Here is a 19,618-nt window from a genome sequence, read left to right as displayed (position 1 = left end):
ATCCCATTTGCTTGCATCCCTTAACCATCTTCAAAAGGAAGCGTGACGGTGACAGTCGAAGAAAGCCTTACCGGGCCTGACACCATCAAGAAACCCCGAGGCGGGGGCGGTTCAGGACTCGGCCGCTACATCCTGGTGAGGTTCCTCCTCATCATCCCGACCGTCTTCATCCTGGTCACCCTCGTGTTCTTCCTGATGCGCGTCGTCGGCGACCCGATCACCGCATCCGTCGGCGGACGACTCACCGAAGCGCAGCTGAACGAGCGCCTCGAGGCAGCCGGGTACCTGCGGCCCCTGTGGGTGCAGTACTTCGAGTACATCGGCCAGGTCTTCACCGGCAACTTCGGACGCACCGTCACCGATAACCGCCTGATCAGCGAGGTCATCCTCACCTACGGCGCGGCGACTCTCGAGCTGGCGTTCTACGCCTTGATCGTGGCCTTCATCGTCGGCATCCCGCTCGGCATGCTCGCCGCCTACCTGCGTGACCGCTGGCCTGACGCGGTGCTCCGCATCTTCGCGATCCTCTGCTACGCCACCCCGGTGTTCTTCGCCGGCCTGCTGCTGAAGCTGACCTTCTCTGTCTGGCTCGGCTGGCTTCCGCTCGGTGGCCGGGCGGGCACACGCGAGCAGTTGGCCCTCGGCCGCATCGACAATCCCACCGGCATCTACCTCATCGACGCGATCCGTCTGGGCAATCCGGCCGTCATCGGCGACGTACTCGCGCATGCTGTGCTGCCCGGCCTGACGCTCGGCCTGCTCACCGCCGGCGTCTTCCTGCGCCTCGTGCGCACCAACCTGATCGGCACGCTCGGCATGGGTTACGTCGACGCCGCCCGGTCCCGCGGAGTGCGGGAGCTCCGGTTGGTGCGTCGCCACGCGTACAAACCCGCGCTGATCCCGATCATCACGGTGATGGGCCTGCAGATCGCCCTGCTGCTCGGTGGAGCGATCCTCACCGAGTCCACATTCGAGTGGCGTGGTCTCGGCTTCCAGCTGTCCCAGTATTTGGGTGCCCGCGACTTCGTCGCCGTTCAGGGCATCGTCGCGGTGCTGGCGGTGATCGTCGCGGTCACGAACTTCATCGTGGACGTCATAGCCGCCCTCATCGACCCGAGAGTGAGGTACTGAGATGACTGAGGTCGTCGTACACGGCGGGTCCGGAGAGCCCCGCTGGAAGAAGCTTCCGCTGATCTGGCACCTGCGCGCCAGTGTCGGACTGCAGCGTGGAATGTTGATCGCGGGCCTTGTGCTCTGCGTGGCGTACATCCTGATGGCCCTCTTCGCGCCGCTGCTCACCCCCTACGATTTCAACCAGCTGCGAGACGCTGAAGGCCCCTTCCCGCGGCAGGCGCCGCCGTCGCCCGAACACATCTGGGGGACCACCGTAGGTGGCTATGACGTGTACTCCCGGGTGATCTGGGGCGCTCAGACCGCTGTCTCGGTCGTGATCATCGCCGTGATCGTGTCAGTCTTCATCGGCATTGCGCTCGGCTTGATCTCCGGATACCTCGGCGGCTGGGTGGACCGGGTGCTCGTGACCCTGGCCGACGCGATCTACGCCTTCCCGTCGCTGCTACTTGCGATCGTCATGTCGATCGTGATCTCCGGTGGTCAATCGAGCTACTGGGGCGGCATCTTCGCGGCGGCGATCTCGATCACCGTCGTCTTCGTCCCGCAGTACTTCCGAGTTGTTCGAGCCGAGACGGTTCGACTGAAGGCGGAGGCGTTCGTCGAGTCGGCTCGGGTGATCGGCACGCGCACCCCGCGCATCCTGTCCCGGCACGTGCTGCGCAACGCCACCCGCTCCCTGCCGCTGATCCTCACCCTGAACGCATCCGAAGCGATCCTGACCCTCGCCGCGCTGGGCTTCCTCGGCTTCGGCATCCTCCCTACCGCGGGCGCCGAGTGGGGCTACGACCTCAACCGCGCGCTGGCGGACACCGCCAGCGGTATCTGGTGGACCGGAGTCTTCCCGGGCGCTGCCATCGTGCTGATGGTGCTCGGCATCACCCTCGTGGGCGAGAGCCTCAACGACCTGTCTGACCCTCGACTGCGTATCCGCCGCCGTGCGGTGGGCAGCAAGCCGGCTGAGGAGGCGGCAGTATGAGCACTCCCATCTCGCCCAACGGCAACGTCGTTGAAATCAAGAACCTCCGCGTCGATTTCGCAACGGATGCCGCCCCCGTCACCGCGGTCGGCGGTGTGAGCCTGAGCGTGCAGCCAGGCGAAGTGCTCGCGATCGTCGGTGAGTCCGGCTCCGGCAAGACGGTCACCGCGCGCACCATCCTGCGGCTCCTTCCCGACACCGCAACCGTTTCCGGCGCAGTGATTCTGGACGGCCAGGACATCCTCCAGGTGGACGCGAACGAACTGCGTGACATGCGTGGCCGGGATGCCGCCATGGTGTTCCAGGAGCCATCCACCGCGCTGAACCCGGTGTTCACGGTCGGTTGGCAGATTGCCGAAGGACTGCGCGCGCACGGCGAGTACAGCAAGGCCGAGGCCCGCCAGAAGGCGATCGAGATGCTCGGCAAGGTCGGCATCCCCGAGCCCGAGAAGCGCATCGACTACTACCCGCACCAGTTCTCGGGTGGCCAGAAGCAGCGTGTGGTCATCGCCATGGCGCTCGTGCTCGGCCCGAAGGTCATCGTCGCCGACGAGCCGACCACGGCGCTGGATGTCACCGTGCAGGCCGAGATCCTGGAACTGCTGCGCACGCTGCGCGACGAGTTCAACACCGCCATCGTGCTGATCACCCACAACATGGGCGTGGTCGCCGACCTGGCCGATCGCGTCGCCGTGATGTACCTCGGCGAGGTGGTCGAAGAGGCGCCCGTGCGTGAGCTCTTCTCGAACCCGCAGAACGCCTACACCAAGGCACTGCTGGCCGCGGTGCCGAGGATCGGCACCCGCGTCACCCCGCGTGGCGCGGCGCCGGCCGCTGAGCCGGTGGTCGTCGCCGACAAGCTGGAGATCGTCTACCCTGGCCGGCTCGGGCAGCCCGGATTCCGTGCCGTCGACCAGGTGAGCTTCGTGATCCGGCCCGGCGAGGTGCTCGGCCTGGTCGGCGAGAGCGGCTCGGGCAAGACCACGATCGGCCGTGCGATCGCCGGACTCACCAAGGTCACCGGCGGGTCGCTGAGGGTGCTCGGCCACGAGATGCTCGGGGTCAAGGAGCGCAATTTCCGGCCGGTCCGGGCGAAGATCGGTTTCGTCTTCCAGGATCCGGCGACCAGCTTCAACCCGCTGCTCACGATTGCCGAGGCCATCGCCGAGCCGCTGCTGGTCCACGGTAAGGCGTCCAATGTGCGCACCGCGCGCCCGCGCGTGCACGAACTGCTCGACGCCGTGCAACTGCCGACATCCTTCGCCAATCGCTTCCCGCATGAACTCTCCGGCGGCCAGCGCCAGCGCGCCAGCCTCGCTCGCTCGCTCGCGCTCGACCCTGAGCTGCTGATCGCCGATGAGCCGACGAGTGCACTCGACGTGTCGGTGCAGGCCGCCGTACTCGAGCTGTTCACCGAGCTGCAGAAGAACATCGGCTTCGCCGCGTTGTTCATCAGCCACGACCTCGCCGTCGTCGACCTGCTCGCTGACCGCATCGCGGTGCTCTACCACGGACGGCTCGTCGAGGAGGGTCCAGGCGACCAGGTCCTCGGCGCGCCGCGCGAGGAGTACACCAAACGGTTGCTGGCCTCGTTGCCGGTTCCGGATCCCGTCGAGCAGGCCCGTCGCCGCAACGAGTTGAAGGCGTTGACCGGCTAGCCTGAGAGTTCGTCACATGGGTTCGGAGCCCCGTGACGGGGCGAAGGTCCGCGCGTCCAGCGCGGGTTCGTGCGACAGGGGAGTTGCGATTCATGACACCGCGATACAGCCAGCTGGCGGTGATGACCAGTGACCTCTCCGTTCGGTACCCGGCAGACTCACGGACTGCGGTGAACGGAGTGAGTCTGGCCGTGCGACGGGGAGAAATCCTCGCCATCGTCGGGGAAGCAGGTTCTGGTAAGTCCACGCTGCTGCGGACGCTCGCCGGTCACGCCGGCGAACCGGGGGAACCGGTGATCACCGGCGGTGAGGCCACGGTTCTCGGCTATCGGCTGCGCCGGCTGCGCGGCCGCAAACGAGTCGATCTGCAGTTCTCGGTCGGCTACATGCCGCAGGATGCCGGTACCGACCTCTACCCGCACCTCACCGTGGGCGAGAACGTTGCCGATCCGATCTACTCGCGCGACCCCAAGTTCGACCGGCTCGAGGCGGGAACCGCCGTCGCCACCCTGATCGACGCGGTGCGACTGCCGTTGCGGGTCATGGGCAAGTTCCCGCACGAGCTCAGCCGCGGCCAACGGCAGCGCGTCGCGCTGGCCCGCGCGCTGATCCTCGAGCCGCCGTTGCTGATCGCCGATGATCCGACGATGGGCGTGGATGTTGTGGTGCGCGGGGCGATCCTCGATGCCATTCGCGACCTGCAGGCCGAACGGGAGTTCTCCGCGGTCGTGGTTGCGGGGGAGGTCGGCGAGATCCCGAGGATGACGAGTTCACTCGCGGTCATGCAGGGCGGAGTGCTGGTCGGTTATGGCCAGTACGACGACGTCCTCGGCAATCCGCAGCACCCGTACGTCGAAAAGCTAGCCAAGACCATTCAGTACTGAAGGAGATCCGTGTCAGAAACCGCCCGTCACCCAGGAGAGCACCGCGACCTCGGTGCCAGGTCAGCCTCGAATGGTGCCCGCCCGACCCCCGGCCCGATCGCGGTGCTGCCGCGCGCCAAGGACCTGTTCGTTGACGCCGCCCGCGAGGCCGGGGCGAGCGTCGAGCCGCTGTCTGAGCACACACGGGGTGTGATCTGGCTGTCGGCCGGCCGTGAGGACGAGTTGCGCGCCATCCTGCAGGCAAACCCAGGGATCGAATGGGTGCAGCTGCCGTGGGCGGGCGTCGACGCCTTCTCCGGGCTCATCGCGGAGTACGCCGGTCGCGACCTGCCGCTGTGGACCAGCGCGAAGGGTGCCTACTCCGAGCCGGTTGCCGAGCATGCGCTCGCGCTCACCCTGTCGGCATTGCGATTCATCCCGGCGAAGGCCCGCGCCACCAGCTGGGAACCGGTGATGCGCGGCACGTCCCTGTACGGCCGCAGGATCGTGCTCATCGGCGCGGGCGGCATCGCCCGCGAGTTCATCCGGCTGGTCGCCCCGTTCGAGACCGACATCACCGTGGTGCGGCGGACGGATGCTCCGGTGCCCGGCGCAGCGCGCACGGTGACTGCCGCGCAACTGGACGAGGTGCTGCCTGAGGCCGACGTGGTGGTGGTCGCCGCGGCGCTGGCATCGACATCCGCTCGCCTGATCGGCCAGCGCCAACTGGGGCTCATGAAGCCGTCCGCGGTGCTTGTGAACATCGCCCGAGGCGGCATCGTCGACACCGACGCGCTGGTCGCCGCGCTCGAGGCCGGCGCCATCGCCGGCGCGGGCGTCGATGTGACCGCGCCCGAGCCGTTGCCGGATGACCACCCGCTCTGGCAGGCGCCGAACACGGTGGTGACGATGCACGCGGCGGACACGCCGGATATGACCGGGCCGCTGCTGGCCACCCGAGTGCGTTCGAATGTTACGGCCTTCCTCGGCGAGGGTGACTTCGTCGGCGTTGTCGACACCGAAGCGGGGTACTGACTGATCCTCGTGCGGGACCGTTCAAAATCTTTGCTAAGGTAGTCAAGCTGTTTACAGCGATCCTCGATAGCTCAATTGGCAGAGCAGCCGGCTGTTAACCGGCAGGTTGTTGGTTCGAGTCCAACTCGGGGAGCAAGCAGGCCCTGGGGAATAATCTTCCCCAGGGCCTTCGTGTTTGTGCGGGGCAATCGCCGAATGAGGGGCAGACGATGAACCGGTGGATCGACGAGAATTCTCTGTTGCTCGTCACGGTGCTCGCGGCAGTGACCCTGGTGCTGCTGATCGCCGTCGTGCTGCTGCTGATCGCCTGGCTGCGGGCCGGGTCCGCGCGGCGCCGATTGCAGCGCGAGCACGTCGGCGCGGACCGCGACCGGATCAATCTGGAACTGACACTCGCCGAGCAGACCGGACGGCTGCGCATCATCCGTGAGATGCACGAGGTCGCCGTGCTGTCGGTGAACAGCATCATCGCGAAGGCGGACGGCGCCCGCTATGCGGCCGCGGCCGATCCCGCGGTCGCCGCACGCGGAGCCGGCCAGATCGCGGACCTGGCCCGCACCACGCTGGGCGATCTGCGGCGCGTGATGACGGTGGTCCGAGAAGGCGAGGCGGATGCCGCACCGCAGCCGCGCCTGAAATCCGCGCGCGACCTGTTCAAGGTGATGCGGGATGCCGGCCTGGTCGTCACCTTCGAGGAGTTCGGCGACCGGCACCGGCTCGCGCACGGCGCCGAGCTGGCCGTCTACCGGATCCTGCAGGAAGCGCTCTCCAACTCGCTCAAGTACGGCGGAGAGGGCACCGAGGCGAGAGTCACGTTCACCTGGACAGCCGAGGGGCTGCAGGTCAAGGTGGATGATGACGGCGTCCGGGCAGCGCTTCGCAGGCAGGGCGTCGACCCGAACGACCCGGCCGGTGCCGGGTACACGATCGAGGATGACCTGGGCGCGCTGACCCGAGCGGTGGACGGTGTCGGCATCACCGAAATGCGTGAACGTGCGGAGCTGTTCGGTGGTGTCTTCAGCGCCACCCGTGTGCCAGGGGTCGGATTCTCAGTTCAGGTCGTCTTCCCGCACCTGCGGTTCCACAACGGCGTCCACGACGTGAATCTCGCCCGTCGATGACCGAGGTGTCGACTTCATCACCGGTGCGGGTCGCGGTCAAGGAGAGCGTCGCCGTCGCGGTCGCGGTCTCCGCGTACGGGGTGTCCTTCGGCGCCCTCGCCGTGGCGGCCGGACTGGATATCTGGCAGACCTGTGTGTTGAGCCTGCTGATGTTCTCTGGCGGCTCCCAGTTCGCGCTGATCGGCGTGCTGGCATCCGGGGGAGTGGCGGCCGCGCCGGCCGCGATCGCCAGCGCCACGCTGCTCGGGGCCCGCAATGGGCTCTATGCGATGAGACTGACGACCATCGTGGGAGGTCCGTGGTGGCGCAAGATGGCCGCCGCGCACATCACGATCGACGAGAGCATGGCGGTGTCCACCGCGCAGGAGGAGCCTCGAGCACAGCGCGTGGGCTTCTGGCTGACCGGCATCCTGATCTTCGTGGGCTGGAACCTGACCACGCTGATCGGCGCGCTGGTCGGTGACGCCATTGGGGATGTCAGCCAGTTCGGCCTCGACGCGGCAGCGGCGGCAGCATTCCTCGGCCTGCTCTGGCCGCGAATGCGCCAGCTTCAGCCGGTGGTGGTAGCGATCGCTGCCGCGGTCGTGTGCGCGGCGCTGATCCCGGTGCTGCCGGCCGGGTTGCCCGTGCTGGCTGCGGCGGGGGTTGCCGTGGTGGTCGGAATCACCAACTGGTGGGGGAGGCGTCCCTGATGACCGTATGGCACACCATCCTGCTGGCATCCATCGCCGTGCTCACGCTCAAACTCGCCGGCTACCTGGTGCCGCCCGCGGTGCTCGAAGCACCCCGGCCTGCCCGGGTGGCGAACCTGCTCACGGTGGCGCTGCTCGCCGCCCTGGTCATCACCCAGACCCTCGGCCAGGGTGCCGCGCTGGTCGTCGACGCGCGCGTCCCCGCGCTGATCGTGGCCGGCGTGCTGTTCGCGGTGCGGGCGCCGTTCATCGTCGCCGTGGCGGCGGCTGCGGTCACCGCTGCAGTGCTGCGAGCGCTGTTCTAGTCAGCACGCTGTTCTATTCAGCGGGGTGGGCCTAGTCCTCAAGGTTGTCGACGCCCGGCATCCATGACAATCCTGGACCGCCCCAGCTGTTCTTCTTGATCGACTTGCTGATCGCCTTGGAATAGGGGTGCTCGAGCCGATCGGCATAGAGCACTCCGTCCAGGTGGTCGAATTCGTGCTGCAGAATGCGGGCGAGCCAGCCTTCGGCAACCAGCTCGTAGGGTTGCTGCTGCAGGTCGAGGGCGCGCAGGATGACCCGGTCAGCACGTCGAAGGGGCGCACGCTCGCCCGGAATCGACAGGCATCCCTCGGATTCGGCCTCCTCATCGAGCTCATCGATGCTGAGCGGGCTCTGCCACAGCTCCGGGTTGATGGCCTCACCCCGGAAGTGCTCGCCGTCTTCGAACCACTCGAAAACGAACACCCGCAGGCCGACTCCAACCTGCGGCGCGGCGAGGCCGACGCCGGGCGCAGCGACCATGGTGTCGTACATGTCAGCGACGAGTTTGGTAAGACTCTCATCGAATTCGGTGACGGGTGAAGCGGGCGTGTGCAGCACCGGATCTCCGGTGATGATGATGGGAAGAACGGACATTCGGCAAGGATATCGGCGGGCGACCGTATAGATTTGCCGGGTGATGTTGGACCTGGGCGAGGTGACTACGCTGACGCCGTATCAGGCAATCGGCATCCCGATCGCCTTGGTCGGCGGTGTTTTCCTTGCCCTGGGCGCGCAGTTTCAGCACCGCGGCGTCGCCAAGGTCGAAGCCAGCCACGGCAGCGGCGTCAAGCATGGGCTCAACACTCGGCAGCTGAAGGCGCTGCTGGGGCGGCCGTCCTGGGTGGCCGGCACGATCATGCTTGCGCTCGCTATTGCATTGCAGCTGACCAGCCTGATCTTCGCCCCACTGATCGTCGTCCAGCCCCTCGGTGTCATCGCGCTCGTGATCACCGCGATCCTGAACTCGCGGATCTCCCGGGTGAAACTCGACCGCCCGACCATCCGGTCGCTCATCTTGTGTGTGGTGGGCGTCGGCGCGTTCGTCACCATTGCCACGATGACCGCGACCGAGCGCGTCATCCGAACCGAGCAGCTGACGATCATTCTGATAATCCTCGGCGTCGTGACCCTCGCCTATGCGATCGCGTTCGCGGTGCTGCGCAAGAAGATGAAAGCGGTCTTCTACATCGTCGGCGCCGGCGTACTGTACGGCTTCGTCGCGACGCTTGCGAAGGTCGTGATCAACCGAGTGATCAACGGCAACTTCGAGCTGCTGACGCTGTTCGGCCTGCTTGCGCTGGTCGGTGCCGTCGCTCTCGGCGCGTACTTCGTGCAGAACGCCTATGCGGTCGGGTCGCCCGATCTAGTCATCGCCGGCCTCACCGTCATCGACCCGATGGTCGCTGTCGGGATCGGCATCGTCGTGCTCGGCGAGGCATCCGGTGCACCGCTGTGGGCGGTGATCGGCTTCCTGATGTCGGGAGCCGTGGCCATCTACGGCGTTTTCATGCTCGCGAAACACCATCCCCAGACGCATCGCTGATGTAGCTTTGTGGATAGTTTTCTTCGCAACCACCCGAGAAGGACTAGTCAAAAATCTTGCCTGACGATATAAACGCCACCGGACCGACGCCGTCGACGCACGACAAACCCCTGCGGGTTCTGATCGGGGCGGACACCTTCGCACCCGACGTGAATGGGGCAGCGAAGTTTGCGGAACGGCTCGCAGCGGGACTCGTCGCACGGGGCCACGACGTGCACGTCATGGCTCCGGCCAGCGGGCCGCGGCATGGCACCTGGACCGAGGTTCACGAGGGCGCCACGATCACGATGCATCGCATCTACAGCTGGCGCTGGTATCCGCACCCGTGGCTGAGGTTCGCGCTGCCGTGGCGAATTCGGCGCCACAGCGCTCGCGTGCTCGATGAGGTCAAGCCGGATGTCGTGCACTTCCAGTCACACTTCGTGGTCGGCAGGGGCCTCGCGATCGAGGCGAACCGCCGTCGCATCCGGGTCATCGGTACCAACCACACGATGCCAGACAACATGATGCACTTCACGCTGCTGCCCAAGGCTGTGCAGCCGCGGATGCTGAAGCTGTTCATGAGCGCGATGAAGACCACCTTCCTGCGGGCTGAGGCGGTCACCACGCCCACCCGCCGGGCAGCGGACTTCTTCGAGGACGCGACCGGCATCACCGGCGTGCACGCCATCTCCTGCGGCATCGACATGGCGAACTACTCACCCAACTTCGAGCCGCGCACCGAGAACGTCGTGCTGTTCATCGGCCGAGTCGAGGCTGAGAAGCAGATCGACCAGATGCTGCGCGCGGTAGCCCGCCTGGACCCCGCCCTGGACGTCAAGGTGGAGATCATCGGTGACGGCGAGCAACGCAGGAACCTCGAGACCCTTGCGGGGGAGCTCGGGATCCGTGCGAAGGTGCACTTCGCGGGCCACGTGCCCGAGGAGTACCTGAAGAAACAGCTGCACCGGGCGACCGTGTTTGCGATGCCGTCGACCGCCGAACTGCAGTCGATCGCGACGATGGAAGCCATGGCCACCGGACTCCCGGTGGTGGCGGCTGACGCTATGGCGCTGCCGCACCTGGTGCACAACGGCGTGAACGGGTATCTATACCAGCCGGGAGACGTCGACGAGTTCGCTGCCCGGCTGACTGACGTGCTCACCGCGTCGCCGACGGAGCTCGAGCGGATGAAGCGCGAGAGCCTGCGGATCGTGTCGGCACATGACATCCAGCGCACGATTTCGACGTTTGAGAGCCTGTATCGTGGGGAAGCGGTGACCGACCCGGTCACCGACGTCGCGCCCGCCGCCAATGGCAACCGGCCCGACGCGGGGCGGTAGCTCAGCTGGTTAGAGCAGCGGACTCATAATCCGTCGGTCACGGGTTCAAGTCCCGTCCGCCCTACTGAAGAAGGCACCCCGACCGTGGCTCGTCCGCTTCGCCCGTAGTGCTTGCAATCCACTGCAGGAATCACCGTCGCGACGAGCGGTTGCAAGCACACCCGGAAGGCATCACCTAAGAGGTCATCGAGGCTCTCGAGAGCGCGGCCCTCTGCCCGTATTTCAGAATCGTGTCGGCGGTGTCGAGAATGAATGATTTCCATACTAGGATCAAAATTGACCACGGGAGATCCGCGGCACTGACTTTCGGGAGAATCACCATGGGCCGCACCCTCATCAATCCACCCGGGCTAAAAGAGCTCAGCGCGTACACTCACATCGCGGTGGGCGTAGGCCAGACGGTCGTCCACTTTGCGGGACAGGTAGCCTTCAACGCCGAGGGGGCGGTCGTGGGTGAAGGAAATATGCGCGAGCAGGTCATTGCGTGCATGAAGAACCTGAAGATCGCCATGGATGCGGTGGGTGCGACATGGGACGACATCGTCCGCCGCACCGTGTACGCGACAGACCTGAGTGACCCCGTGACGATCGGGCGCGCGATGGCTGAGGTCACGGGGAGCACCCAGAGCCCGCCGCAGACCATGGTGCAGGTAGTAGCGCTCGCCCACCCGGCACTGCTCGTCGAGATCGAGGCCACTGCCGTCATCGACACGCCACCGGCGCGATAGCGGGCCCATCTGCGATGCCGAACGACAAGGATGTCATCGACAGCTTCAACCTCGCATTTCAGCCCAAGCCTCATTCGGTGGTTCTTGCGACCTCGCCGAAGGACGTGCAGAACGCCGTTCGCGAGGCGGTCCGGCAGGGGCGCGGTGTTGCCGTGCAATCGACGGGTCACGGGCGGTTCGACTCAAGTGACAACGCGATCCTGGTTTCCACCACGAGGATGCGCGGAATCGATGTCGACCCGGAGCGGAGAACGGCTCGAGTCGCCGCGGGCGTCCAATGGGGAGATGTCATTGCCGCAACCGCGCCACATGGCCTCGTTCCGGTGCACGGATCATCGCCAACGGTCGGTGTCGCGGGGTATGCACTTGGTGGGGGTATCGGCCTCCTCTCCCGCTCCTTCGGGTACTGCGCAGATACGGTCCTCGAGGTGGACCTCGTCACCGCGAGCGGCGAAATCCTGCGGGTAGCTCCCGACGAAAACCCCGAGTTGTTCTGGGGGGTGCGCGGTGGGAAATCGAGCTTCGGAATAGCGACGGCGATCGAGGTGCAGCTCTTTCCCGCTGCCGAATTCTATGGCGGCGGCCTCTACTTCCACCCCGATGCGGCGGCAGAACTCGTGCCCGCCTTCGTGCAGTGGTCCCGAGCGCTTCCTGAATGGTTCAGTACTTCGCTTGCGTTCGCCCGCGCACACGTACTTGGCGCGATCGGAAATGGACTGAGCCACTTGCTCCACCTCCGGTGCGTGTCCATTGGCGATGAGCAGGAGTCGGCTCATCTGCTGGAGACTTTGCGCAGCCTTCCTGGACTGCTGCACGACACTGTGGACCTGAAGCCGTACTCGCGGATCCGGGAGGTACACAACGACCCAGTGACCCCTCTTCCGTTTACGGAGCGGAGCCGTTACCTTCCCACCCTGAGTGCGAACCTGGTCGAGGGGCTGATCGACGCGTTTCAGGATGATGCCGTTGCCCCAGTTCCGTATGTGGAACTTCGCAGACTGGGTGGCGCCATGGCTCGAGATCCACTTCTCGCCAACTGCGTCGGCGGACGTGGATCAGAATTTACCTTCGTGGTACTGGGAAGCAGCGATGATTCGGCGCGCGCGAGGATCGATCACGCCTTCGGACTCGGAGACCTCGAGTCCGCCGGACAACCCGTTCTCAACTTTCAGGGCGAGGAGAACGGACCCGACCGTGTGCTCGCCGCGTATGACGTTGACGACAGAGAACGCCTTGTCGCTCTTAAGCGTCGCTACGATCCAGACAACATCTTCCGGTACGGGCACGCCATCGCGCCTTAAGCAACTAACTGAGAGGGCTTCCGCGTCCGGACTTTTCAAAGCCCACCGGCAAGTATGTCGCGCCAGCCGGGCAACCACCCCTACCTGCACAGCGGGCGCTCGCCCTCGTTGAGACCGAGCGAAACAATGAAGGAGATTTGAATGGCAGCCATCACGGCAAGTCGAGAGTTGCTCATTAAGGGAGGGCACGTCCTCTCCATCGACTCGGAGGTCGGGGACCTCGACAGAGGTGACATTCTTGTCCGTGACGGACGGATTGTGGAGGTCTCGCCAGAGATCGACGCCGACGTGCCCGTGATCGATGCCAGCGAGCACTTTGTAATGCCCGGCTTCGTCGATTCCCACACGCACATGTGGAACTCACTGTGGCGCACAGTTGCACAACCGTACCCTCGCGTGCATAGCCACCTCGGACGGCACTACCTTCCAGAGGACTCACATGTGGGCGTGCGGCTGGCGGCCCTCGACATGATCAACGGCGGGGTGACGACTGTGCACGCATGGGAGCACAATTGTCGCTCTTCCGAGCACGTCGATGCGGAACTCGAGGCGCTTCGCGACGTGGGGATTCGTCGGCACTACTCATATGGGTACCATCACGATTTCGCCCCGGAGCAGATCACCGACTTCGCCGATATCGTTCGCGCCCGGAATCAATGGGAAGACGATCTGACCACAGTCGGCTTCGCCTCCCGCGTTGCGCACGTCCCTCTCGACTTCTGGTTTCCCACGGCGACCGAGGAGGTCCGGCAGCGGGAGTGGGCCGAAGCGCGAAAGCATGGCCTGCAGATCACTCACCACGCTGGGACGCTGCCAACTCCATACGAACTCGAAGTGGATCTTGGCGGTCCGGACGTGCTGTTTGTACATGCCTACCACTGGGCGCCCGAGGCGTGGAAGGTGCACGCGGATCTCGGTACGAGGCTGAGCCTGTCGCCCTACTCGTCGATGTTCCGTGACGCCCCCATGCCATTTAATGCGATTCGAGAGTCGGGCATCGTGGTGAGTCTGTCCTATGATCACCTGAGCGGTCCTGGATCCGCCGACACATTCCGCCTCATGCATATCTCGCATCAGCAGGCGATGGCAGCCAAGCAGAGTGTCTCCGCGAGAGAACTCGTCGAGTATGCCACGCTCGGTGGCGCGAAGGCGCTGGCGATGGCGGATCGCACGGGCAGTATCACCCCGGGCAAGTCGGCCGACATCATCCTCGTTGACAAGAGGCCTCTAGGTCTGGCTCCCATCGTCGATCCGTACCACGCGATCGTCAACTCTGCTCAGCCCGGGCACGTCTCTACGGTGATGGTGGCCGGTCGTGTACTCAAGCACGAGGGCAAGCTCGTAGATGTGGACGAGAAGGCGTTGCGAGACGACGCGTCCCGCACCATTGAGGCCTTGTTCCGGCGGGCCAACCTCGACGAGTTCGGCGGTCTCCGATCTTGACAATGCCAAGGCGACGGACGGCACGCACATGAGGACACGATTGCCCAAGTACCGGGAGCTGCCCATCGTCGAGGGTGGAGCACGGTCCGCATGGCACCTCTTCGGTGAGTCAGATGAGATTGGACTGATCAATCTGCTCACCGCCGATAAGGTGGCTGCTGCGGCCAGGCTTGTCGTCAGCGGCCGGCGTTTTCCCCTCATGGTCCCGATCGGCTTCATCGACCCGCCTCTCTATTCGCGCGGGTCCACTCGCCACACCGTGTACGAGATGCGAGCCGACGCGGTCTTCGACGACTACTACGACAACTACTATCCGCAATCGGGCAGCCAGTGGGATTCGCTCGCGCACTACGGCTACAAGCCAGGCGTTTTCTATAACGGGGCAACTCCGGATGACATCCGGGACCGGCAGCGCAATGGGATCCAGCACTGGGCGGAGGGTGGCATCGCAGGACGTGGAGTCCTACTGGATTTCGCGCGAACCGCGCCGAACGTCTATACGGCGTCGGATCCGTACCCGATCACGGTCGACAACCTCGAGCGGGTTCGAAGGGAGCAGGGCGTCGAACTCCGGGAAGGCGACATCCTGCTCATTCGCACGGGCTTCCTCGAGCATCACGTGGGCAGGACCGCGGAGGAGCGCACCGCGCAGGCCACACTCAGGGGCCTCCACTCGGCTGGTCTCGAGCACAGCGAAGAGATGGCCGAGTACCTCTGGGACTCGCACGTGAGCGCGGTGGTGATGGACAACCCCGGAATCGAGGTGTCGCCGCCGGACTATCGACCCGAGGCTGAACCGTTCGGCGTGCTGCACCGGATCCTGATCGGGCAGTTCGGCATGGCGCTCGGCGAGCTGTGGTGGCTGAAGGATCTCGCCGACGAGTGCTTCGCCGAGCAGCGCTGGGAGTTCCTGCTCGCCAGTGCACCGCTCAACGTTCCCGGCGGGATGGGATCGCCTGCGAACGCGATCGCCATCATGTAGCCGATCGCACGACCCGGCTCGCCGCTGGGGGACTCTCGACCTCAAGAAGGGGAAGCAAGCGGACATGGGATCGATTGCAATCGAAGGTGGTTGTGTGATCACCGGTGACGAGGATAGGCCTTGGATCGACGATGGGCACATTCTCGTCCGCGACGGCGTCATCGTGTCGGTGGGCGCCGGCGCTGCTCCGTCCAAGGCTGATGAACGCATCGACGCAGGGGGAATGCTGGTGTCGCCCGGGTTCGTCAACGGGCACACACATTTGAGCATGACACTTGGCCGTACGCTCGGCGTCGATGAGTCCCTCCTGGGCTGGCTCGCCGTCCAACAGCCCATCACGGCGGCGCTCGAGCCCGAGGATGTCCGCCTTGCCGTTCAGCTCGGAGCTCTCGAGAATCTGAAAGCCGGAAACACTACCGTGTGCGAGGTCTTCTCCTCGACGCGGTTCGCCGACGGCGTCGACGCAATCGCCGCGGAGGCGATCGACGAGTTCGGGCTCCGGAGTGTATTCTTCCGCTGTTCCAACGACCTCCCGTTCGGGGGCTCCGAGACGCTCGACGAGATCGAACGACGCACGCGCGACCTCATCAACGCGTGGGCGAACAGCTCCCGCATCCAAATCGGCGTCGGCCCGAAGATCCCGTGGGCTGCCAGTCGCGACTACTGGCACCAGACGAGGGAATTCGTCGCCGCGGGGACACCTGCCCATCTGCACACTTCCGAAACACCGGAATACAACGACCTGGTGCGTGCCAAGACTGGCATGTCCAACGTCGAGCTGCTTGCGGACGTCGGCGTGCTCGGGCCGGCGGTCATGCTCAACCACTGTGTTCATCTGTCGGACAGGGACATCGGCCTCATTTCTGACCACGGCTCGCCCGTGATCCACGATCCGGTCTCGAACATGTTCCTCGCCTCCGGTGTCGCACCGATCGTCGCGTTGCGGGACGCGAACGTGGTCCTCGGGTTGGCGTGCGATGGCGCGGCGTGCAACAACACCCAGGACATGTTCGAGGTCATGAAAGCCGCATCGTTGCTACAGAAAGCAGTGACGCGCGACCCCAAGGCGCTGACCGCGCAGGACGTGTTCACCATGGCGACATCGGGCGGTGCCGCTGCCGCCGGGCTCGGGAAGGTCACTGGCCGTCTGGCTCCCGGATACGCCGCCGATGTCGTGCTGATCGACACGGATGCGCCGCACTTGACGCCCATCCATGATCCCCTCGCGGCACTCGTGTACTCGGCCCGGGCGGCGGACGTCCACACCGTGCTCGTCGACGGGAAGGTCGTGCTGGCGAATCGAACGGTTCCAGGGTTCGACGAGGGGGCGCTTCTCGCTCGGGCGAGGGAACGGGGTGCCGAGCTCAGGGCACTCGCGGGAATCTAGCTCGCGGCAGAACAACCCAAGGAGATGGACATGGCGACCACAGAGACAATCGATGCAGTCGAAGCGGAGATGGCGTGGGAGGGTGAAACCTACCGGAAGCTGCATCAGAGGCCTGAGCTCAGCGGCCAGGAGCACGAGACGGCTCAACTGATCGAGGATAAGTTGGTCGAACTCGGGTACGAGGTGCACAGGATCGGTGGAACCGGTGTCGTGGGCGTGCTCGAGAACGGGCCCGGAGCGACCGTGCTTGCGAGGGCGGACATCGATGCGCTGCCGATCACGGAGGCTTCTGGGCTCGACTATGCCTCCGAGGTGATGGGTGTCATGCACTCGTGCGGGCACGACATGCACACGGCATCATTGCTCGGTGCGGCGAAGCTGATCGCGGACTTCCGCGGTAACTGGACCGGTACTTACCTCGCACTGTTCCAACCGGCGGAGGAGACCGCGGCCGGAGCGCAGGCGATGGTCGACGACGGCCTCGTCGCGCGACTGCCGCGACCCGATGTCGCCCTGGCGCAGCACGTCGGCGCGGAACGCGCGGGCGCTATCGGCGTGACCACCGGAGCGATCCTGTCAGCCGCAGACTCGATCAGGATCACGGTGCACGGACGGGGCGGGCACGGTTCTGCGCCCCAGTTATCGGTCGACCCGGTCGTACTCGCTGCCTCGATCGTCTCTAAGCTGCAGACGATCGTCTCGCGCGAGGTGCACCCAAGCGAGTTCGCTGTCGTCACGGTGGGCGCGATCAACGCCGGCACGAAGTCGAACATCATTCCCGACAAAGCCGAACTGCTCGTCAACGTGCGCACCTACGCCCCTAGTGTTCGTGCCGCTGTCACCGCAGCCATCGAGCGCATTGTGCATGGGGAGTGCTCGACAGCCGGCTCCCCTCGCGAACCCGAGTTCGAATATTACGATCAGTTTCCGCTGACTGACAATGATGCTGACGTCACCCAGCGGGTAACGAACGCTTTCGTGAGCTACTTCGGCGAGGACAACGTGTTCCAGGCTGTGCCCAAGACAGCTTCGGACGACTTCAGCACGATCCCCGACGCATTCGGGACCGCTTACACCTATTGGACGGTGGGGTGCGTTCCCGCCGATCGCTGGCAGTCCGCGGTAGCTGCCGACCGGGTTCGGGATATTCCGCTGAACCACTCTCCGGGGTTCGCCCCGGCCATTGACCCGACCCTTGCGGTGTGCACGGCCGCGCAAGTCGTCGCCGCGCTCGCGTGGCTGCGCAAGAGTCGCTGATCCGCCTCTGCACGTTGCTGGGAGCGGACGTCGACGATGTCTGCGCAATTCTTCTATGAAAGTCTTGACGCACCCTCGTAAATTTCAATATGCTTCGGCCAGTCAAGATTGTGAAATATCCCGGGAAGCCGGGCACCGGGAAACCGGGCAAAAGGGACACAGGGGTCCGCCTGGCGGCCTGAAACGCACCAATCGCAGCAATTCCCCAATTGAACAGGAAACTCACAATGCACAAACGCTCAATGAAGAGTGGCGGGATCAAGGCAGGAGCGCTGATCGCCACGATCGCGCTCGCCGGCTCGCTTGCCGCATGCACCACAGCCGCACCCGCCGAGGAAGTGGATGAGGAGGTGACCTTCGTCTTCCCGCTGCCCGCTGATCCGGTGACGCTCAACCCCGCTTTGTCACCTACGCCGGCAGTTCAGGTCCCGGCCTCCGCCCTCTTCGAGCCGCTCATTCGAATCACCAATGAGTACGAGCTCGTCCCGGCTCTTGCCGAGAGCTGGGAAGTCTCAGACGACGGCCTCGAGTACACATTCAACCTGCGCCCAGACGTCACCTGGCACGACGGCGAGTCGTTCGACGCGGACGACGTCAAGTTCAACTTCGAGAACATCATGGAACTGACCTCCGGCGGTGGAGTCATCGCCGGCGCCCTGAAAGGGGTAGAGATCGTCGACGACCTCACCGCCGTTGTTTCGCTGCAGCGGCCGGTCGGCGCCTTCATCGAGATCCTCACTGGACAGAAAATCCTTCCAGAGCACCTGCTCGCGGACGGCGACATTGTGACCTCCGACTACAACCTCAACCCGGTGGGCACTGGACCGTTCCAGTTCGAGTCGTTCACCACGGGTCAGAGCCTCATTGTGGCCAAGTACGACGGCTACTGGCGCGAGACGGGTGACGTCGACAAGGTGGTGTTCCCGATCATGACCGATGCCAACGCTCGAGCGGCGGTAACCCAGAGCGGTGAAGTCGACGGGATGTTCGCCCCGTTCCTGGGAACGACGGCGATCGTGGAGGTCTTGAAGGATCCGCTGCTCGTGTGGGAAAACGACCATGCCGGAATGCAGACCATCATCCACATGAACTTCAACACCGACAATGAGATTCTCGCGAACGTAGACGTCCGCAAGGCGATCTACACTGCGATCGATCGAAAAGGAATCAGCGAGAGAGCACTCAGCGGCGTCACCACGGAACCGCTGAGCATGATGCCCGCCGGCGTCACTTGGGCAGCAGATCCGTCGGTGGACTACCGCAAGATCTTCCCCTACGACCCCAAGGACGCAGCAGCGGAACTCGATCGGCTCGGGTACCCCGAAGGCGGCAACGGTGAACGCTTCGCGCTCTCGCTGACTGTCTCGGCCGAGTCGCAGACCGCCATTGCCGCAGCAGAACTGATGAAGTCCACCCTCGGCGAAATCGGTGTCACCATCAACCTTGAGACGATGACCGGCCGATCTATCTCGAGAAGGTGATGGCGAACCGCCAGTTCGACCTGACCTTGTGGAACGGCTACACCTTCCAGGACCCGGCGCAGTCGGTGGCGAACTACTACACCTGCAACCCGAACAACATACCGCTGACGAACAATTCGGGTATGTGCGATGAAGCGCTCGACGCAGTGCTCAAGCAGGCGGCCACGGCGACTGGGCAAGACAACAGGGCAGAGTTCTATGCCGAGGCGCAGCGCCTCGCATCGAAAACGCTCTTCGCCGCACCCATCGCGGAAGACAGCGCGCGGACGTTCGTGCGCAACGACCGGTGGGACAACCTGGACGGCTTCCTCGCCGTCGAAGGCCGCGACTGGGCCGCACTGACAAGCAAGAAGTAGCAACAACGCAGAGGCCTAAGGGCCAAGTTCGAT

At 64.9% G+C, this 19,618-nt stretch carries 19 protein-coding genes and 2 tRNA genes; 20 read left to right on the top strand and 1 reads right to left on the bottom strand.

Going from position 1 to position 19,618, the window contains the following annotated elements; genetic code table 11:
* Positions 1 to 48 precede the first annotated feature (48 nt).
* The 9 genes from GO591_RS08035 (at position 49) to GO591_RS07995 (ending at position 7,784) form a co-directional block, all read left to right on the top strand.
* The gene (locus tag GO591_RS08035; protein ID WP_232466097.1) at positions 49 to 1,131 is read left to right on the top strand and encodes an ABC transporter permease; all 1,083 of its coding nucleotides are present in this window, start codon (positions 49 to 51) and stop codon (positions 1,129 to 1,131) included.
* 1 nt (position 1,132) lies between these two features.
* Positions 1,133 to 2,110 carry an ABC transporter permease gene (locus GO591_RS08030; protein ID WP_157156339.1) on the top strand — a complete coding sequence of 326 codons (978 nt, stop codon included), beginning with the start codon at positions 1,133 to 1,135 and terminating at the stop codon, positions 2,108 to 2,110.
* On the top strand, positions 2,107 to 3,768 hold the full coding sequence (locus tag GO591_RS08025; RefSeq protein WP_157156338.1) for an ABC transporter ATP-binding protein: 1,662 nt from the start codon (positions 2,107 to 2,109) through the stop codon (positions 3,766 to 3,768). The genes GO591_RS08030 and GO591_RS08025 overlap by 4 nt, the downstream gene beginning before the upstream one ends.
* Before the next feature lie 92 nt (positions 3,769 to 3,860).
* Positions 3,861 to 4,652 carry an ATP-binding cassette domain-containing protein gene (locus GO591_RS08020; protein ID WP_232466096.1) on the top strand — a complete coding sequence of 264 codons (792 nt, stop codon included), beginning with the start codon at positions 3,861 to 3,863 and terminating at the stop codon, positions 4,650 to 4,652.
* Positions 4,653 to 4,661: 9 nt separating this feature from the next.
* The gene (locus tag GO591_RS08015) at positions 4,662 to 5,666 is read left to right on the top strand and encodes an NAD(P)-dependent oxidoreductase (RefSeq protein ID WP_232466095.1); all 1,005 of its coding nucleotides are present in this window, start codon (positions 4,662 to 4,664) and stop codon (positions 5,664 to 5,666) included.
* A 60-nt stretch (positions 5,667 to 5,726) separates the two neighbouring features.
* Positions 5,727 to 5,799 (top strand) — tRNA-Asn (locus tag GO591_RS08010).
* Between the two features lie 76 nt (positions 5,800 to 5,875).
* Positions 5,876 to 6,787, top strand: coding sequence for a sensor histidine kinase (locus tag GO591_RS08005; protein ID WP_232466094.1), 912 nt, complete (start codon positions 5,876 to 5,878; stop codon positions 6,785 to 6,787).
* Positions 6,784 to 7,479 carry an AzlC family ABC transporter permease gene (locus GO591_RS08000; RefSeq protein ID WP_157156337.1) on the top strand — a complete coding sequence of 232 codons (696 nt, stop codon included), beginning with the start codon at positions 6,784 to 6,786 and terminating at the stop codon, positions 7,477 to 7,479. Before GO591_RS08005 ends, GO591_RS08000 begins: the two co-directional genes overlap by 4 nt.
* Complete coding sequence (locus GO591_RS07995; protein WP_157156336.1) at positions 7,479 to 7,784, top strand: AzlD domain-containing protein; 306 nt, start codon at positions 7,479 to 7,481, stop codon at positions 7,782 to 7,784. Before GO591_RS08000 ends, GO591_RS07995 begins: the two co-directional genes overlap by 1 nt.
* Positions 7,785 to 7,815: 31 nt before the next feature.
* On the opposite strand, the gene def is transcribed toward GO591_RS07995, so the two are convergent.
* Positions 7,816 to 8,379 carry a peptide deformylase gene (gene def, locus GO591_RS07990; protein WP_157156335.1) on the bottom strand — a complete coding sequence of 188 codons (564 nt, stop codon included), beginning with the start codon at positions 8,377 to 8,379 and terminating at the stop codon, positions 7,816 to 7,818.
* Between the two features lie 43 nt (positions 8,380 to 8,422).
* On the opposite strand from def, the gene GO591_RS07985 reads away from it, so the two are divergent.
* The 11 genes from GO591_RS07985 (at position 8,423) to GO591_RS07935 (ending at position 19,585) form a co-directional block, all read left to right on the top strand.
* Positions 8,423 to 9,328, top strand: a complete 906-nt coding sequence (locus tag GO591_RS07985) for a DMT family transporter (protein ID WP_157157831.1) — start codon at positions 8,423 to 8,425, stop codon at positions 9,326 to 9,328.
* Between the two features lie 56 nt (positions 9,329 to 9,384).
* Positions 9,385 to 10,650: a glycosyltransferase gene (locus tag GO591_RS07980; protein ID WP_232466093.1), complete on the top strand. Its 1,266-nt coding sequence runs from the start codon at positions 9,385 to 9,387 to the stop codon at positions 10,648 to 10,650.
* A tRNA-Ile gene (locus tag GO591_RS07975) sits at positions 10,641 to 10,714 on the top strand. The genes GO591_RS07980 and GO591_RS07975 overlap by 10 nt, the downstream gene beginning before the upstream one ends.
* 256 nt (positions 10,715 to 10,970) lie before the next feature.
* Positions 10,971 to 11,378, top strand: a complete 408-nt coding sequence (locus tag GO591_RS07970; protein WP_157156334.1) for a RidA family protein — start codon at positions 10,971 to 10,973, stop codon at positions 11,376 to 11,378.
* A 14-nt stretch (positions 11,379 to 11,392) separates the two neighbouring features.
* The gene (locus tag GO591_RS07965) at positions 11,393 to 12,679 is read left to right on the top strand and encodes an FAD-binding oxidoreductase (protein ID WP_157157829.1); all 1,287 of its coding nucleotides are present in this window, start codon (positions 11,393 to 11,395) and stop codon (positions 12,677 to 12,679) included.
* Positions 12,680 to 12,820: 141 nt separating this feature from the next.
* Entirely contained in the window at positions 12,821 to 14,122 is a 1,302-nt protein-coding gene (locus tag GO591_RS07960; RefSeq protein ID WP_157156333.1) for an amidohydrolase family protein, read from the top strand.
* 28 nt (positions 14,123 to 14,150) lie between these two features.
* Positions 14,151 to 15,104, top strand: coding sequence for a cyclase family protein (locus tag GO591_RS07955; protein ID WP_157156332.1), 954 nt, complete (start codon positions 14,151 to 14,153; stop codon positions 15,102 to 15,104).
* 64 nt (positions 15,105 to 15,168) lie between these two features.
* Entirely contained in the window at positions 15,169 to 16,491 is a 1,323-nt protein-coding gene (locus GO591_RS07950) for an amidohydrolase family protein (RefSeq protein WP_157156331.1), read from the top strand.
* A gap of 30 nt (positions 16,492 to 16,521) precedes the next feature.
* Entirely contained in the window at positions 16,522 to 17,748 is a 1,227-nt protein-coding gene (locus tag GO591_RS07945; RefSeq protein WP_157156330.1) for an amidohydrolase, read from the top strand.
* Between the two features lie 242 nt (positions 17,749 to 17,990).
* Positions 17,991 to 19,229 (top strand): ABC transporter substrate-binding protein, encoded by a 1,239-nt coding sequence (locus GO591_RS07940; RefSeq protein ID WP_157156329.1) that lies wholly within the window; start codon positions 17,991 to 17,993, stop codon positions 19,227 to 19,229.
* Positions 19,229 to 19,585: a hypothetical protein gene (locus GO591_RS07935; protein WP_157156328.1), complete on the top strand. Its 357-nt coding sequence runs from the start codon at positions 19,229 to 19,231 to the stop codon at positions 19,583 to 19,585. Before GO591_RS07940 ends, GO591_RS07935 begins: the two co-directional genes overlap by 1 nt.
* The last annotated feature ends 33 nt before the right edge of the window (positions 19,586 to 19,618 follow it).

The sequence above is a fragment of the Diaminobutyricimonas sp. LJ205 genome, from assembly GCF_009755725.1.
GTDB lineage: Bacteria > Actinomycetota > Actinomycetes > Actinomycetales > Microbacteriaceae > Ruicaihuangia.
The sequence above is the reverse complement of the archived record's forward strand: the minus strand, read 5'-3'. Positions and strand labels throughout refer to the sequence as shown.

Bases quoted from the DNA above. Each gene is read 5' to 3' on its own strand.
- GO591_RS08030 (WP_157156339.1), top strand. From the start codon at position 1,133: ATGACTGAGGTCGTCGTACACGGCGGGTCCGGAGAGCCCCGCTGGAAG.
- GO591_RS08025 (WP_157156338.1), top strand. From the start codon at position 2,107: ATGAGCACTCCCATCTCGCCCAACGGCAACGTCGTTGAAATCAAGAAC.
- GO591_RS08020 (WP_232466096.1), top strand. From the start codon at position 3,861: ATGACACCGCGATACAGCCAGCTGGCGGTGATGACCAGTGACCTCTCC.
- GO591_RS08005 (WP_232466094.1), top strand. From the start codon at position 5,876: ATGAACCGGTGGATCGACGAGAATTCTCTGTTGCTCGTCACGGTGCTC.
- GO591_RS08000 (WP_157156337.1), top strand. From the start codon at position 6,784: ATGACCGAGGTGTCGACTTCATCACCGGTGCGGGTCGCGGTCAAGGAG.
- GO591_RS07995 (WP_157156336.1), top strand. From the start codon at position 7,479: ATGACCGTATGGCACACCATCCTGCTGGCATCCATCGCCGTGCTCACG.
- def (WP_157156335.1), bottom strand. From the start codon at position 8,379: ATGTCCGTTCTTCCCATCATCATCACCGGAGATCCGGTGCTGCACACG.
- GO591_RS07985 (WP_157157831.1), top strand. From the start codon at position 8,423: ATGTTGGACCTGGGCGAGGTGACTACGCTGACGCCGTATCAGGCAATC.
- GO591_RS07970 (WP_157156334.1), top strand. From the start codon at position 10,971: ATGGGCCGCACCCTCATCAATCCACCCGGGCTAAAAGAGCTCAGCGCG.
- GO591_RS07965 (WP_157157829.1), top strand. From the start codon at position 11,393: ATGCCGAACGACAAGGATGTCATCGACAGCTTCAACCTCGCATTTCAG.
- GO591_RS07960 (WP_157156333.1), top strand. From the start codon at position 12,821: ATGGCAGCCATCACGGCAAGTCGAGAGTTGCTCATTAAGGGAGGGCAC.
- GO591_RS07955 (WP_157156332.1), top strand. From the start codon at position 14,151: ATGAGGACACGATTGCCCAAGTACCGGGAGCTGCCCATCGTCGAGGGT.
- GO591_RS07950 (WP_157156331.1), top strand. From the start codon at position 15,169: ATGGGATCGATTGCAATCGAAGGTGGTTGTGTGATCACCGGTGACGAG.
- GO591_RS07945 (WP_157156330.1), top strand. From the start codon at position 16,522: ATGGCGACCACAGAGACAATCGATGCAGTCGAAGCGGAGATGGCGTGG.
- GO591_RS07940 (WP_157156329.1), top strand. From the start codon at position 17,991: ATGAAGAGTGGCGGGATCAAGGCAGGAGCGCTGATCGCCACGATCGCG.
- GO591_RS07935 (WP_157156328.1), top strand. From the start codon at position 19,229: ATGGCGAACCGCCAGTTCGACCTGACCTTGTGGAACGGCTACACCTTC.